Source organism: Streptosporangium sp. NPDC050855 (assembly GCF_044456585.1).
GTDB classification, from domain to species: Bacteria; Actinomycetota; Actinomycetes; order Streptosporangiales; family Streptosporangiaceae; genus Streptosporangium; species Streptosporangium longisporum.
On the sequence record NZ_JBITFY010000020.1, the window covers coordinates 108709 to 121427 of the forward strand.

16 protein-coding genes are annotated in these 12719 nt (G+C 73.0%); 8 read left to right on the forward strand and 8 right to left on the reverse strand.

All coding sequences use genetic code 11. The annotated features are described in order from the left end of the window. Positions 1-44: 44 nt before the first annotated feature. Positions 45-1307 (reverse strand): FAD-dependent oxidoreductase, encoded by a 1263-nt coding sequence (locus ACIBCT_RS32370; RefSeq protein ID WP_399195114.1) that lies wholly within the window; start codon positions 1305-1307, stop codon positions 45-47. Positions 1308-1601: 294 nt separating this feature from the next. Here ACIBCT_RS32370 and ACIBCT_RS32375 point away from each other — a divergent pair, with 294 nt between their 5' ends. After that, on the forward strand, positions 1602-2144 hold the full coding sequence (locus ACIBCT_RS32375; RefSeq protein WP_399195116.1) for a MarR family winged helix-turn-helix transcriptional regulator: 543 nt from the start codon (positions 1602-1604) through the stop codon (positions 2142-2144). A gap of 140 nt (positions 2145-2284) precedes the next feature. Here ACIBCT_RS32375 and ACIBCT_RS32380 read toward each other — a convergent pair whose 3' ends face one another. Next, positions 2285-3124 carry an SGNH/GDSL hydrolase family protein gene (locus ACIBCT_RS32380; RefSeq protein WP_399195118.1) on the reverse strand — a complete coding sequence of 280 codons (840 nt, stop codon included), beginning with the start codon at positions 3122-3124 and terminating at the stop codon, positions 2285-2287. Then, positions 3111-3680, reverse strand: a complete 570-nt coding sequence (locus ACIBCT_RS32385) for a PadR family transcriptional regulator (RefSeq protein ID WP_344897327.1) — start codon at positions 3678-3680, stop codon at positions 3111-3113. Before ACIBCT_RS32385 ends, ACIBCT_RS32380 begins: the two co-directional genes overlap by 14 nt. A gap of 85 nt (positions 3681-3765) precedes the next feature. Between ACIBCT_RS32385 and ACIBCT_RS32390 the strand changes: the two genes are divergently transcribed. After that, the gene (locus ACIBCT_RS32390) at positions 3766-4197 is read left to right on the forward strand and encodes a nuclear transport factor 2 family protein (RefSeq protein ID WP_399195121.1); all 432 of its coding nucleotides are present in this window, start codon (positions 3766-3768) and stop codon (positions 4195-4197) included. Between the two features lie 127 nt (positions 4198-4324). Here the strand turns inward: ACIBCT_RS32390 and ACIBCT_RS32395 are convergent, their stop codons facing one another. Next, positions 4325-4978: a TetR/AcrR family transcriptional regulator gene (locus ACIBCT_RS32395; RefSeq protein ID WP_399195123.1), complete on the reverse strand. Its 654-nt coding sequence runs from the start codon at positions 4976-4978 to the stop codon at positions 4325-4327. Positions 4979-5051: 73 nt separating this feature from the next. Here ACIBCT_RS32395 and ACIBCT_RS32400 point away from each other — a divergent pair, with 73 nt between their 5' ends. Beyond that, on the forward strand, positions 5052-5519 hold the full coding sequence (locus ACIBCT_RS32400; RefSeq protein ID WP_399195125.1) for a nuclear transport factor 2 family protein: 468 nt from the start codon (positions 5052-5054) through the stop codon (positions 5517-5519). 108 nt (positions 5520-5627) lie between these two features. Here the strand turns inward: ACIBCT_RS32400 and ACIBCT_RS32405 are convergent, their stop codons facing one another. Then, positions 5628-6842, reverse strand: coding sequence for a M20 family metallopeptidase (locus tag ACIBCT_RS32405; RefSeq protein ID WP_399195127.1), 1215 nt, complete (start codon positions 6840-6842; stop codon positions 5628-5630). A gap of 140 nt (positions 6843-6982) precedes the next feature. Here ACIBCT_RS32405 and ACIBCT_RS32410 point away from each other — a divergent pair, with 140 nt between their 5' ends. The 4 genes from ACIBCT_RS32410 to ACIBCT_RS32425 all read left to right on the forward strand — a co-directional run bounded on the left by ACIBCT_RS32410 (position 6983) and on the right by ACIBCT_RS32425 (position 9629). Continuing rightward, positions 6983-7441 (forward strand): Lrp/AsnC family transcriptional regulator, encoded by a 459-nt coding sequence (locus ACIBCT_RS32410; protein WP_399195129.1) that lies wholly within the window; start codon positions 6983-6985, stop codon positions 7439-7441. A gap of 82 nt (positions 7442-7523) precedes the next feature. Beyond that, positions 7524-8525: an aldo/keto reductase gene (locus ACIBCT_RS32415; RefSeq protein ID WP_399195131.1), complete on the forward strand. Its 1002-nt coding sequence runs from the start codon at positions 7524-7526 to the stop codon at positions 8523-8525. 11 nt (positions 8526-8536) lie between these two features. After that, entirely contained in the window at positions 8537-9118 is a 582-nt protein-coding gene (locus ACIBCT_RS32420) for a TetR/AcrR family transcriptional regulator (RefSeq protein ID WP_399195133.1), read from the forward strand. A gap of 40 nt (positions 9119-9158) precedes the next feature. Then, on the forward strand, positions 9159-9629 hold the full coding sequence (locus tag ACIBCT_RS32425) for a GNAT family N-acetyltransferase (RefSeq protein WP_399195135.1): 471 nt from the start codon (positions 9159-9161) through the stop codon (positions 9627-9629). An 18-nt stretch (positions 9630-9647) separates the two neighbouring features. Here ACIBCT_RS32425 and ACIBCT_RS32430 read toward each other — a convergent pair whose 3' ends face one another. From ACIBCT_RS32430 to ACIBCT_RS32440, 3 genes are all read right to left on the reverse strand, one after another. After that, complete coding sequence (locus ACIBCT_RS32430) at positions 9648-9977, reverse strand: DUF6204 family protein (protein ID WP_399195137.1); 330 nt, start codon at positions 9975-9977, stop codon at positions 9648-9650. After that, entirely contained in the window at positions 9974-10615 is a 642-nt protein-coding gene (locus ACIBCT_RS32435) for a TetR/AcrR family transcriptional regulator (protein WP_399195139.1), read from the reverse strand. The genes ACIBCT_RS32430 and ACIBCT_RS32435 overlap by 4 nt, the downstream gene beginning before the upstream one ends. A gap of 82 nt (positions 10616-10697) precedes the next feature. Further along, positions 10698-11597 carry an AraC family transcriptional regulator N-terminal domain-containing protein gene (locus ACIBCT_RS32440; protein ID WP_399195141.1) on the reverse strand — a complete coding sequence of 300 codons (900 nt, stop codon included), beginning with the start codon at positions 11595-11597 and terminating at the stop codon, positions 10698-10700. 88 nt (positions 11598-11685) lie between these two features. On the opposite strand from ACIBCT_RS32440, the gene ACIBCT_RS32445 reads away from it, so the two are divergent. Then, positions 11686-12693, forward strand: a complete 1008-nt coding sequence (locus ACIBCT_RS32445) for an aldo/keto reductase (protein WP_399195143.1) — start codon at positions 11686-11688, stop codon at positions 12691-12693. Positions 12694-12719 lie beyond the last annotated feature (26 nt).

The following is a 12719-nucleotide window of genomic DNA, read 5'->3' on the forward strand; positions in this document are numbered from 1 at the left end:
GGCCGTGACCGGGGACGCTCGGCGGCGGCGGGTGGTGGCCCCGGTCAGCGGAACACCCGGTCCCTGGCGGCCGGGAACCTGTTGATCAGCCGCATCGCCGCCCTGGACGTCGCGAACGCCACGGAGTTGGTCGTCACCGACTGGCTCAGGGCCCTGTTGGACGCCTTCACCGCGGCGAACCCGTACCGGCGCATCCGTCGCTCGTAGCCGGCGATCGCCGCGGTGAGGGCCCGCCCGTCGACGGTGCCCGCGTCGCGGGCGGCGACCAGGGCGGCGCACAGCACGCCGGCGTCCCTCAGGGCGGTGTTGGCGCCGATGCCCCGGGAGGGCGGCATGCTGTGGATCGCGTCGCCGAGCACGGTCACGGTGGTGGCGGGCCACGGCCGTACCGGCACCGCGGTGCGGATCGTGAACGCCGACAGCGAGGAGGGCGACGACTCCCCGACGATCTGCCGTACGTGGGGGTGCCAGGTGCGCACGAGGTCCAGCGTGAGCTCCCGCAGCGCTTCGGGGCCGAGGTGGTCGATCCCCCCGGCCGGCAGCGCCTCGCGCCGGGCGCTCAGGCCCCAGACCAGGTAGTCGCCGGTCTCGGTGGGCAGCATGTGGGCGGGCAGGTTCGTGCCGGGCGCGGTCTCGTGCGTGGCGAGGAACATGTTCACTCCTCCCGGGGCGAGCACCATGGCCGGCCCGCGTCGCAGCTGGGACGGGAGCAGGTGACGGGTGGCGGGGGTGAGCGGCAGGCGCCCGCCGACCCCGGCGACGCCGGTGTCGGTCCTGCCGCCGTGCGGCAGCAGTTGCGCCCGTACGCGGGAGTGGGTGCCCTCGGCGCCGACGAGGACGGATCCGACGGCGCGGTCGCCGTCGGCGAAGTGGGCGGTGACCGCGCCGTCGGCACCGGTCTCGTAGCGCAGCAGTTCCTTGCCGAACCGGACGCGATCGCCGAGCCCGTCGAGCAGGATCTGGCGCAGCGTGAACCGGTTGATCGAGCGGTGCACGGCGACCGGGTCGGGCGGTCCGTCCGGTGCGGCGACGTTGAGCGACAGCAGTTCGTCGAGGCCCTCGGAGAGCCAGGCGAACGCCCTCGGGGGGCGGCCGCACGCCGCGTCGAGCAGTGCGAACCGTTCGGCGGGCAGGCAGGAGTGCAGGGCACGGCTGCCGTCGGGGTCGAGGTGGATGCGGTATCCCTCCTTGAACGCGTCGGGTGAGGCGGCACGCTCGAACACGGTGACGTCCACGCCGGCCTTGTGCAGCCCCTGGGCCAGGCACAGGCCGCCGATACCGCCACCGGCGATGAGGACCGTGAACATGATGATCTCCGTTCTGCTGGGGTGTGAGTCGTCTCGGTGGTCGGCGTGCGGGAGGGCGCGGGCCATGTCGCACGGCCCTGCCGCGGCGGGAGCGCCGACGGTGCCGCCGAGGGGGGACGGGGTCCGTCGGGGTACGGGCGGCACCGGCCGGGTGGGCGCGGAGGGGACAATCGTCATGGCGTAGCGGATCTCGTCGCGGAGTCCGTTACACTGAGTTAACTAAAGAATTTAGCTTAAAAGTTTAGGTATTTGTACTGGGGCGGTCCCAGACGTGTCAAGTCCGTTGGAGGAGACGTGAACCAGCAGGACGGCCCGGATCGGCGCGAGGCCCTGCAGCGTGACCTCGGGCGCCAGCTCGGCAGCCGGTTCAGCACGGCCATCGTGCTGTTCCACACGGCGGCCGCCGAACGCCTGGGCCTCAACGTGACCGACTACAAATGCGCCGAGATCCTGTTGCGCCAGGGACCCACCCACCCGGGGCGGCTCGCCGCGGTCACCGGCATGTCGACGGCCGCGACCGCCCAGGTGCTCAACCGGCTGGAGAAGGCCGGTCTGATACGCCGCGAGACGGACGCGACCGACCGGCGCCGCACGATCGTGCACCCGGTGGACGACGGCGTGGCGCAACGGGAGCTGGGGCAGATCTTCGCCGGTTTCGGTGCCCGGGTGTCGGCGGTCGTCGACGACTACGACGAGGAGCAGCTGCGCACGCTCACGGACTTCGTCGGCCGGGTCGCCGAGATCCTGGAGCAGGAGACGCTCACCCTGCGGCGCGGCGGGGACATCCGGCCCCCCGCCGGCCCGGCCCGGCGAACGGCCGCGCCACGGGAGACCTGACCGGCGGATCCCCGGAGGCCCGTCGCGGGCGGCCACCGGTGGTGCCCGTGGCGGAGGCGATCCTCCGGCCCGTCATGACCCGTCATGACCCGTCACGGACCGCCCGGCGCGGTCACGTGACCGCGCCGGGCCGGGCCCGGTCAGAACCGGTGCGGGCCGTCGGTGCCGGGCGCGCCGATCCGGTCGTCGCCGAGGCCCTGGCCGGGCAGGACGGGGAGCGGGTGCGGGCGTTTGGCCGAGCGGCCGTCGCCGGAGGAACGGCCCCGCAGGCGCCTGCCCAGCCAGGGCCCGAGGAAGGTGACGGCCCAGCGGATCTCCTGGGTCGTGACGTCCCATGGGGAGGGGCGGCTGTCCGGCGGTGGGAGGGGGCGGGTCCAGGAGTCGTCGCTGCCGGGCAGGTCGAGCGCGTGCGCGATGGCCGCCGCGATCCGCTCGTGTCCCAGCGGGGCGGCGTGCAGACGGTCCGTGGTCCACAACCGCGGGTCGGTGGCGGCCGGGTGGTGCGCGGCGTCGGCGACGGCGACGCCGTGACGGCGGGCCGCGGCGCGGATGCGGTCGTTGAGGGCGGTCACGCGGGGGGACAGGGGACGGGCGACCGGGATGATCCGGGTGATGTCGGGGAAGGTGACGGTCGCCACGCGGGCGCCCTGCGCGGTGAGCGCGGCGAACATCGCCTCCAGGTGGGCGGCGACCTCGTCGGCGTCGAAGCGGGGCCGCAGGAGGTCGTTGACCCCGGCGACGACCGTGGCGATGTCGGGGCGCAGGGCCAGGGCGGCGGGGAGCTGCCCGGCGCGGACCTGCGCGGCCAGCTGCCCGCGTACGGCGAGGTTGGCGTACCGGAGGCCGGGGGTGCTCGCGGCGAGGTGCTCGGCGAGCCGGTCGGCCCACCCGCGCAGGCCGACGGTGTCGTCGCCGTCGCCCAGCCCCTCGGTCTGGCTGTCGCCCAGGGCGACGTAGCGGGGGTGGTCATCGTGGGACATCGGTGGTCCGCCTCTCCCGCAGGACGGCCGCGGTCCGGTGGCACCAGTCGCGGTTGCCCTGTTCGAAGGCCAGGCCGCGCAGGCAGGTCAGGTAGGGGCCGATGTGGTCGCCGTGACGCAGGAAGTCCTCCTCGTCCCGGTCGCCGCGCATCCGCCTCAGGAGCCCGCCGAAGAGCTCGATCTTGGCGTCGGCGAGGGCGGCCCGTTCGAGGAGCCGCGTGACGAGCTCGTCGGGGTCGAGGTGGTCGGCGGCCTGGACCTTGACGAGGAGGTCGTCGCGGATGAACGACGGCTTGTCGGCGGTCGCCGCGAACCGGGTCAGCTCGGCGAGCCCGGCCTCGGTGACGGTGAACAGGCGCTTGTTGGGACGGGTGTCCTGGACGACCTCCCGGCCTGCGACCAGCCCCTCCCGTTCGAGCTTGGCCAGCTCGGCGTAGAGCTGCTGGGGGAGGGCGTGCCAGAAGTTGGCCACGCCGACGTCGAAGGCCTTGGCGAGCTGGTACCCGCTGAGCTCCTCGTTCAGCAGTGCCGCCAGCACGGCGTGCCGTAACGCCATCGGATGCCCCCTTCCTCTGTTCCCCGAACGCCCGCCATGATACTCACATACATGAGTAATCACATCTTTGACTAGGGAGTGTCCCATGGCCATGGCAGACCGGTTCCGGGCCGCCGTCGAGCGTCGCGATCTCTCCGCCCTGGAGGCGCTGTTCACCGGGGACGTCCGTCTCCACAGCCCGGTGACGTTCACCCCCTTCGAGGGGAGGGACGCGGTCCTGGGGCTGTTCGGCGTCCTGCTGCGCGTCTTCGAGGACTTCCGGTACGTCGGGTCCCTGGAGGGGGTCGCCGAGACCGCCGCCGACGGCGCCGAGGCCCCGTCGGCCGTGCTGCTGTTCCGCGCCGTCGCGGGCGGCAGGCAGATCCACGGCATGGACCTGCTCCACTTCGACGAGGCCGGCCTGATCAAGGAGATCACGGTGATGGTACGGCCGAGGTCCGCGGTCCACGCCCTGGGGGAGGCGGTGCTCGCGGGCCTCGTCGCCGACGGCCTCGTCCCGGCCCCGGCCGATCACTGAGACGGGACCGCTCCGCCTCCGCCCTCGGCCTCGTCCCTGCCCCGGCCGCTGAGGCGAGAGCGCTCCGTCACCCGCCGTCGGCCTCGTCCCAGGGCTCCGGCCGGGCGCCGAGGCGGGGGACGGCCGGTCATCCCGGGGCGTCGCGGTGACGCAGCCCGTTCAGCAGCAGGGTGAGCAGGCGCTCGGCCTGCGTCCGGCCGTCCGGGGTCCCCGGGGCGGCCAGGGCGATGGCGCCGACCATCTTCAGCACGTCCGCCGCGTCCGCGTCGGCGGCGACCGCGCCCGACCGCCGCGCCCGCGCGAACAGCGCGGCCCCCACCTCGAACAGCTCCACGTGCCAGGCCGACACCGGGTCGTCCTCGCGGTCGAGCGCCGCGTTCATCACCGCGGCAGGCAGGCCCCGATAGGTCAGGGCGTGCAGGAGCGCGGCACGCAACCACGCGGACAGGGCGTCGAACTCGTCCCAGGCCGTCAGCAGCTCGCGGCCGAGGCCGGTCAGCTCGGCCATCCGCTCGCCGAGCACCGCCTCCACCAGGTCCGGCCGGGTGGGGAAGTGCCGGTACAGCGTCCCGCTGGCCACCCCCGCCCGCCGGGCGATCTCGTCCAGCGAGGCGTCCGGGCCGGACTCGGCGAACGCGATCCGCGCCTGCTCGAGCAGGCGCTCGCGATTACGCCGGGCGTCCGCGCGTCTCGGACGCCCGGCGTGCGGCCGCGCGTCGTGATCCGTCACCGCGACCTCCCGTCGTTGCTGACCGGGGACATGGTCCGTTACCGTGTCCATCTAACCGGACTGTGTCTCACTTTAGCGGCACGGCTCACCGAGCACGACGTATCAGAGCATGGAGGGCCGCCCGATGACACCGATGACACCGATGACGCCGTCGGAACACGACCGAACCGGCATCGACGAGCGGGGAACCGGTGCGCGCGAGGTCCTGGAGCGCTTCCGCCGGGCCTCCATCGCCCGGTCGGCCGACGACATGAGCCGTCTGTACGCGGCCGACGCGGTCCACGAGTTCCCGTTCACGCCCCCGGGCGTGCCGTCCCGGCTGGAGGGCCGGGACGAGATCGTGACCTGGATGACCGAGGGGTGGAAGGCCTACCCGCTGGCGTACGAGCGCTACCGCACCCTCGCCGTCCACGACACCGGCGATCCGGAGACGATCGTCGTCGAGCAGGAGGCCATCGGGACCAGCCCGTCCACCGGCGCCTTCGCGCTTCCCAACATCGTCGTGCTGACCGTGCGCGACGGGCGGATCGTCCGCCTGCGCGACTACGCCGACGTCCTGGCGGTCTCGGCCGCCCTGGGCGGCGACCTGTGAACGCGCCACCGCACCCGCCGTGCCGTCCCCGGCAGGGGTGACGGACCGCCTGTTCCCGGCACGGATGCCGCGTCACGGCCGGACCCGCGCGGCCCTGACCCCGGGCCGTCAGGGCAGCATGTCGCCTGCGTAGAGGGCGTAGACGGCGGCGCAGCGGCGCACGGCGGCCTCGTCGACGTACTCGCCGGGGCCGTGGGAGACCTCCAGCAGGCCGGGGCCGTGGCCGAAGGCGGGGATGCCGAGCTGGGCGTACCAGCGGGTCTCCAGGATGCCCGGGCACGTCTCGAAGCGGGCCGGTGCGCCGTGCAGGTCGCCGACGACACGCGCGAGCGCGACCGCGGCGGGGTGGTCACGCGGGGTCGCGGCGGGGGGCTGCAGCTGGGTGACGTGGACGGAGACCTCGGCGCCGATCTCGCTGGCGGCGTCCTCGACGATGCGGGTCAGGCGCTTGAGCTCGGCCTGGAGGTCCTCCTCGGGGTCGTAGCGGCCGTCGACGGTGAAGAAGGCCGAGCCGGGAACGACGTTGAAGGAGGAGCCGCTGCCGGACAGGCCACCGACGACGAGCATGTTGCCCCGGGCGTCCCCGGCGCTCATGGGGAGGACGGTGTGCCGGCCGGCCGTCTCGGCGGCGTGGCGCTCGACCGGGCGGGCGACGTGCAGCATGTGCCCGAAGGCGTTGACCCCGCGGTCGGCCTGCCCGACGTGGGCCTCGCGGCCCCGGACCTCCACGCGCAGGGACAGGGCGCCGCGGGCGGCGTTCCAGACGACGCCGCCGCTGGGCTCGGCGGTGACCATCGCCACGGCGGCCGGGTCGATGAGCCCGGCGTCGCGCAGGTGGCCGGCGCCCAGGACGCTGCCGGTCTCCTCGTCGCAGACCAGGTGGACGACGATCCGGCCGGTGCCGACCAGGCCGAGCTCCCCGGCCGCGGCGGCGCCGTAGAGCATGGCGACGATGCCGCCCTTCATGTCCGCCGTACCCCGGCCGGTGATCCTCCCGTCGCGGCGCACCGGGGTGAACTGGTCGCGGCTCTGGGCGGGCACCACGTCGAAGTGCCCGTGGAGGTACAGCAGCGGGTCGCCGGCGCCGGCCGTGCCGCGGACGACGCAGGGGTCCTCCAGGCGGCCGGACGGGTCGGCGATGCCGATGATCTCCGGGGACAGGCCGAGACGGCCCATCGCCTCGCTCAGGATCCGGGCGCAGCGGCCCAGCGCGCGCCCGGGGGGATTCTCGGAGTCGACGGCCACCAGGCGTTCGAGGAGACGCGCCATCTCGTCGGCCCGCTCGTCGAGCCAGCTCTCGACCCGTGCGGCGTGGTTCGTCATGTCGTCGCCCTTCTCGTGTCCGGCCCGCCGCCAGGAACCGTCCCGAGGGGGAATGCACAGGTGAACGGGGGAGAGATACGGGTAATTCTAGGCCATGAATGACCTCATATGGTTTCCGATTCGACCTCTACGATGGCCATATGAGCAATGAAGTTACCTTGGACGCCATCGACAGAGATATTTTGTTCCACCTTCGTCAGGACGGCCGGTTGACCAACGTCGAGCTGGCCAGACGGGTGGGGCTCACCCCGCCCCCGTGCCTGCGCCGGGTGAGGCGTCTGGAGGAGGCGGGTGTCATCACCGGCTACCGGGCCGTCGTCGACCACCGGGTCCTCGGCGCCGGGCTGGAGGTCATCGTCTCGATCGAGGTCAGCGTGAGCGACCTGAGGACCCTGGAAGGGCTGGAGCGGACCATCGCCGCCTACGAGGAGGTCGTCGAGTTCCGCCGCCTGTTCGCCACCCCCGACTACCACCTGCGGGTCCTGGTCGCCGACTACGCCGCCTACGAGAGGTTCCAGACCGAGAAGATCATCGGCATTCCGGGCGTGGCGCGGGTGATCTCCCAGCCCACCATGAAGAAGATCAAGGTTCTCGGCTGATCCCGTCCGCGGTCGTCCCCGCCGAGTGGATTTATTAGTTACAGAGTTTGAAATCTGTAATCCGTAACGATACAGTCGGGACATGACAACACGAACACTCGGAAGCAACGGCCTCGTCAGCGCGCCCATCGGCCTCGGCTGCATGGGCATGTCCGATCTGTACGGACCTGCGGACGAGGCGGAGGGCGTGGCGACCATCCACGCCGCGATCGACGCCGGGGTCACCCTGCTCGACACCGGCGACTTCTACGGCATGGGCGCCAACGAACTGCTCATCCGGGACGCGCTGCGGGCCCGGCCGGGCGACCGGGACAAGGTCGCCATCAGCGTCAAGTTCGGCGGCCTGCGCGGGCCCGACGGGGCCTGGATCGGCTACGACGCGCGCCCGGTCGCGGTGAAGAACTTCGTCGCCTACTCGCTCAAGCGGCTGGGCACCGACCACATCGACGTGTACCGGCCGGCCAGGCTCGACCCGGCGGTGCCCGTCGAGGAGACCGTGGGCGCGATCGGCGAGCTGGTCACCGCCGGGTACGTGCGCCACATCGGGCTGTCCGAGGTGGGCGCGGAGACCATCCGGCGCGCGGCGGCGACGCACCCGATCGCCGACCTGCAGATCGAGTACTCCCTGCTGTCGCGCGGCATCGAGACCGAGATCCTGCCCGTCTGCCGGGAGCTGGGGATCGGCGTCACCGCGTACGGGGTGCTGGCCCGGGGCCTGATCAGCGGGCACTGGTCCAAGGAACGGCCGATGGCCGCGGACGACTTCCGCGCGCACAGCCCGCGTCACGGCGGCGCGAACCTCGACGCCAACCTCGTCCTGGTCGAGCGGCTGCGCGAGGTCGCCGAGGAGTGCGGGATGTCGGTGGCGCAGATCGCCGTCGCCTGGGTGCTCGCGCAGGGCGACGACATCGTGGCGCTGGTCGGCGCGCGCCGCCGCGACCGGCTCGCCGAGGCCCTCGGCGCCCTGGACGTGACGCTGTCCGCCGACGACCTCGCGCGCATCGAGCGCGCCGTGCCGGCCGGTGCCGCGGCCGGTGACCGTTACCACCCGACGCAGATGGCGATGCTCGACAGCGAACGCTAGGGTTTTCCACCATGCCCGACCACGCACTCACCCCGGAGCGGATCATCGCCGCGGCCGAGGAGACGCTGCGCCGGTTCGGGCCCGCCAAGGCGACCGTCGTCGACGTGGCACGGGCGCTCGGCGTCAGCCACGCCGCGGTCTACCGGCACTTCCCGAGCAAGACCGCGCTGCGCGAGGCGGTGACGAGCGCCTGGCTGTCCGGGGTCCGGCAGCCGCTGGAGGAGGTGCGCGCCGGGTCCGGCCGGCCGGCCGCGCCGCTCCTGCGGGAGTGGCTGACGGTGCTGGCACACCAGAAGCGGGATCGCGCCCTGCGCGACCCGGAGCTGTTCGCCACCTACGTGGCGCTGGTGGGCGAGTCGAGCGGCGCGGTGGAGGCGCACGTCTCCGAGCTCGTCGCCGACCTGACCGGCATCATCGCCGCGGGCGTCGAGGAGGGCGTCTTCCGGGTGGCGGACGCGGGCACGGCGGCCCGCGCGCTGCTCAACGCGACGAGCCCGTTCCACAACCCGGCGTACGCCGAGGCCTGGAGCAGGCCGTCGTTCGAGCAGGACCTGCAGGACGTGCTCGACCTGCTGCTGCGCGGGCTGTCCTGAGCGACCGGCGGCGACGGACGAGCGAGAGAGGGCAGGCTTCATGCTGATCAGGGCGGCACGGGCGGACGAGGCCGGGGCGCTGAGCGAGCTGGCGATCCGCTCCAAGGCCCACTGGGGGTACGACGAGGAGTTCATGGCGGCCTGCCGGGACGAGCTGGCGGTCGCGGAGTCCGAGGTCACGCGGCTGCGGACCACGGTGGCCGAACACGACGGCCGCGTCCTGGGGTTCGCCACGCTCGAGGGAGACCCGCCGGAAGGGTCCCTGGGCATGCTCTTCGTCGAACCGGACGCGATCGGCCGGGGCGTCGGCCGGCGCCTGTTCGAGCACGCCGTCGCCACGGCGGAGGACCTCGGCTTCGAGCGCCTCACCATCGACGCCGACCCGAACGCCGAGCCGTTCTACCTGGCCATGGGCGCCGTCCGGATCGGCGCGACCCCGTCGGGCTCCGTCCCCGGGCGGATGCTCCCGCTGCTCGCGATCACCGTCGCGGACCGGCGGAAACGGGACTGAACGGCCCCGGTGGCGAGATCACCGGGGAGCGGCCGGCCGGGCGTGGCCCTTCCGGCGGACCTTGATGTCGCGCATGTCCGTCACCGCGACCCGCAGGATCCGGTACGGGTACCCGTGCGCCTCCAGCGCCGCCACGGCCCGCCGGGTGACGCCCGGCTCGTCATCGCCGCCGTCGTCCTCCGGGGGCACCCGGCAGCGGAAGGTGAACGACGCGAGGCTGGAGTCGCAGGTGAAGGTGCCCGCCTCGGTGAAGCCGCCCGGCAGGAGGTCGGCTCCGGACGACAGGCGGGAGCGATCGGTGTCGCTCAGCCCGTCGAACGTTCCGCTGATCAGAACCCTGAACATCATCGGTCCTTTCTGGTGGCACAGGTGAGGACGGTCTCGCCGAGCAGGTCCTCGATGACGTCCAGGAGGCGCAGCACCTCCGTGGCGATCGTCTCCGGGGTCTCCCCGGCCGCGGTGCGCCGGCCGATCTCGGTGAAGACCAGCGCGTGGGCCAGGCCGATCTGGGCGGCCACCACCCGGGGCAGCGGGTCGTCGGGGCCGGTGCCGGTCTCCTCGGCGAGCACGGCCGCCAGGGCGGCGGTCATCTGCCGGCCGAGCTCCTCCAGCCGGGCGGTCAGCGTGGGGGCGGCCCGCATCATCTCGTAGACCCGGCCGAACCCGTCGGTCAGGCCCAGCGCGCGGTCGCGACGGCGCACCTCGTCGCGCAGGCGGGCCAGCACGGCCCGGGCGGCGGACTCGCCGGGGCCGCGCTCCCGGACGATGTCGGCGAGCCGCTGCTCGGCCGTCCGCTGCGGGGCCAGGACCAGGTCCTCCTTGGCCTGGAAGTAGTTGTAGAGGGTGTTCACCGACACCTCCGACGCGGCGGCGACCTCCGCGATCGTGACGTGGTCGAATCCGCGTTCCACGAACAGGCCGAGGGCCACGTCGTGGATGCGCTGCCGCGTCTGCCGCTTCTTCTGTTCCCGGAGCCCTTCGGTCATGGAAGGAAGTTAAGTGGACTTCAAAGATGAAGTCCACTGTATTTTTGCAGTGCGTTTCAGTTTTCCGGTCGTACGCGACGCCCTAGCCGGTCACGGCACTCGCGAGGCGGCCACGCAGGCGGGCCGCGTCCTGGGCGGGGGGCAGGCCGTAGTGACGCCGGTACTCGCGGTTGAACTGCGTCGCGCTCGCGTACCCGACCGTCTCGGCCACCACGGCCGCGGTGGTGTCCCCGGCGACCAGCAGCCGCCGCGCCTCCTGGAGCCGCAGGTGCTTCTGGAACCGCAACGGGCTCATCCCGGTCGCGGTCTTGAAGTGCCGGTGCAGGGTGGCCGCGCTCATGTGCGCCACCGCCGCGATCGACTCGACGGTGAGCGGCTCGCTGTAGTGCGCGCAGATCCACCCGGCCGCCGCGCTCACCCGGGCCGCGCCCGAACCGGTCAGCGCGAGCCGGCGCAGGGTGGGGCCCAGCGGGCTGCCGAGCAGCCGGTAGAGGATCTCGCTCTCGATCCGGGCCGCCAGCGGGCGGATGTCGTCCGGGGTGTCGAGCAGCCGCACCCACCGGGTGACCGCGTCGACCAGCTCCGGCGTCATCGGCGCGACGACCTGCCCGCCCGGCCCGCCCGCCCCGCCCGGTCCGGCCGGCGCACCCGGGCCCGTCTCCTCCAGCTCCAGCAGCAGGTCGGCGAGCACCCGGCCGTCGAACCGCAGCACCGCCGCGCGGTACGGCGTCCGCTCGAACACCGCGGTGACCGGAACCCGGAGCGAGCTCAGCATCATCTCGCCGCTCCCGGCCACCCGGCTCCGGTCTCCGGTGACGGTGCGCTTGGCGCCGTCGGCGATGAAGCAGATCATCGGCTCGTACAGCAGGTCGGTGGGACCGATGGGCTCGTCGATCGTGACCAGCGTGAGGTGGGGGACCGCGCTCTCGGCCCACAGGCCGTCGCTGTGCCGGGCGATCACGGCCGCGAGATCGTCCGGCATGCCGCGCTCCTTCGGTGAGAGGATCAGGCAATACTATGCGGCCCTGGCCTCATGACCTCCCGGAGGGCGTGTCCCTACCGTGGGGAGCATGACACAGCATGAGCAGAACCTGCCGAAGCGCGCGCTCGGCACCCAGGGACTGGAGGTCGGCGCGATCGGCCTCGGCACGATGGGCATGACCATGGCCTACGGTGCCGCCGACGAGGAGGGCGGGATCGCCACCATCCGCCGGGCGTACGAGCTCGGCGTCACCTTCTACGACACCGCCGAGCTGTACGGCATGGGAACCGGCAGCAACGAGCGGCTGCTCGGCCGCGCCGTGAAGGACTTCCGCGACGACGTCGTGATCGCCACCAAGTTCGGCTTCGACCTGAGCGACCCGCAGAGGGCGGGGCTGGCGCTGGACAGCCGGCCGGAGCACATCCGCGAGGTCACCGAGAACAGCCTGCGCCACCTCGGCACCGACCGCATCGACGTGCTGTACCAGCACCGCGTCGACCCGGACGTGCCGATCGAGGACGTGGCGGGCACGGTCGGCGAGCTGATCGCCGAGGGCAAGGTGCGCTACCTCGGGCTCAGCGAGGCGGGCCCCGACGTCGTCCGCCGCGCCCACGCCGTCCACCCGGTGTCGGTGCTGCAGACCGAGTACTCGGTGTTCGAACGCGCCGTCGAGGCCGACGTGCTGCCGGCCGTACGCGAGCTGGGCATCGGGTTCGTGCCGTACTCGCCGCTGGGCCGGGGATTCCTCACCGACGCGGTGCGGCCGGCCGCCGACTACCCCGCGGACGACATGCGCAGCTGGGACGACCGCTGGCAGCCCGGCAACTACGAGAAGAACCTGGCCGCCGTCGGCGAGCTGACCGCGCTCGCGCAGGCCAAGGGGATCACGGTCACGCAGCTGGCGCTGGCGTGGCTGCTGGCGCAGGGCGACGACATCGTGCCGATCCCCGGCACCCGCAGCGCGCGGCGCGTCGCCGAGAACGTCGCCTCGGCGTACGTCACGCTCACCCCGGAGGACCTCGCCCGCGTCACGGAGATCCTGCCGCGCGGCGCGGCCGGGTCCCGCTATCCGGAGACGATGATGCCGTCCTGGTGACCTCCGTCCCCGATCCTGAGGTGACG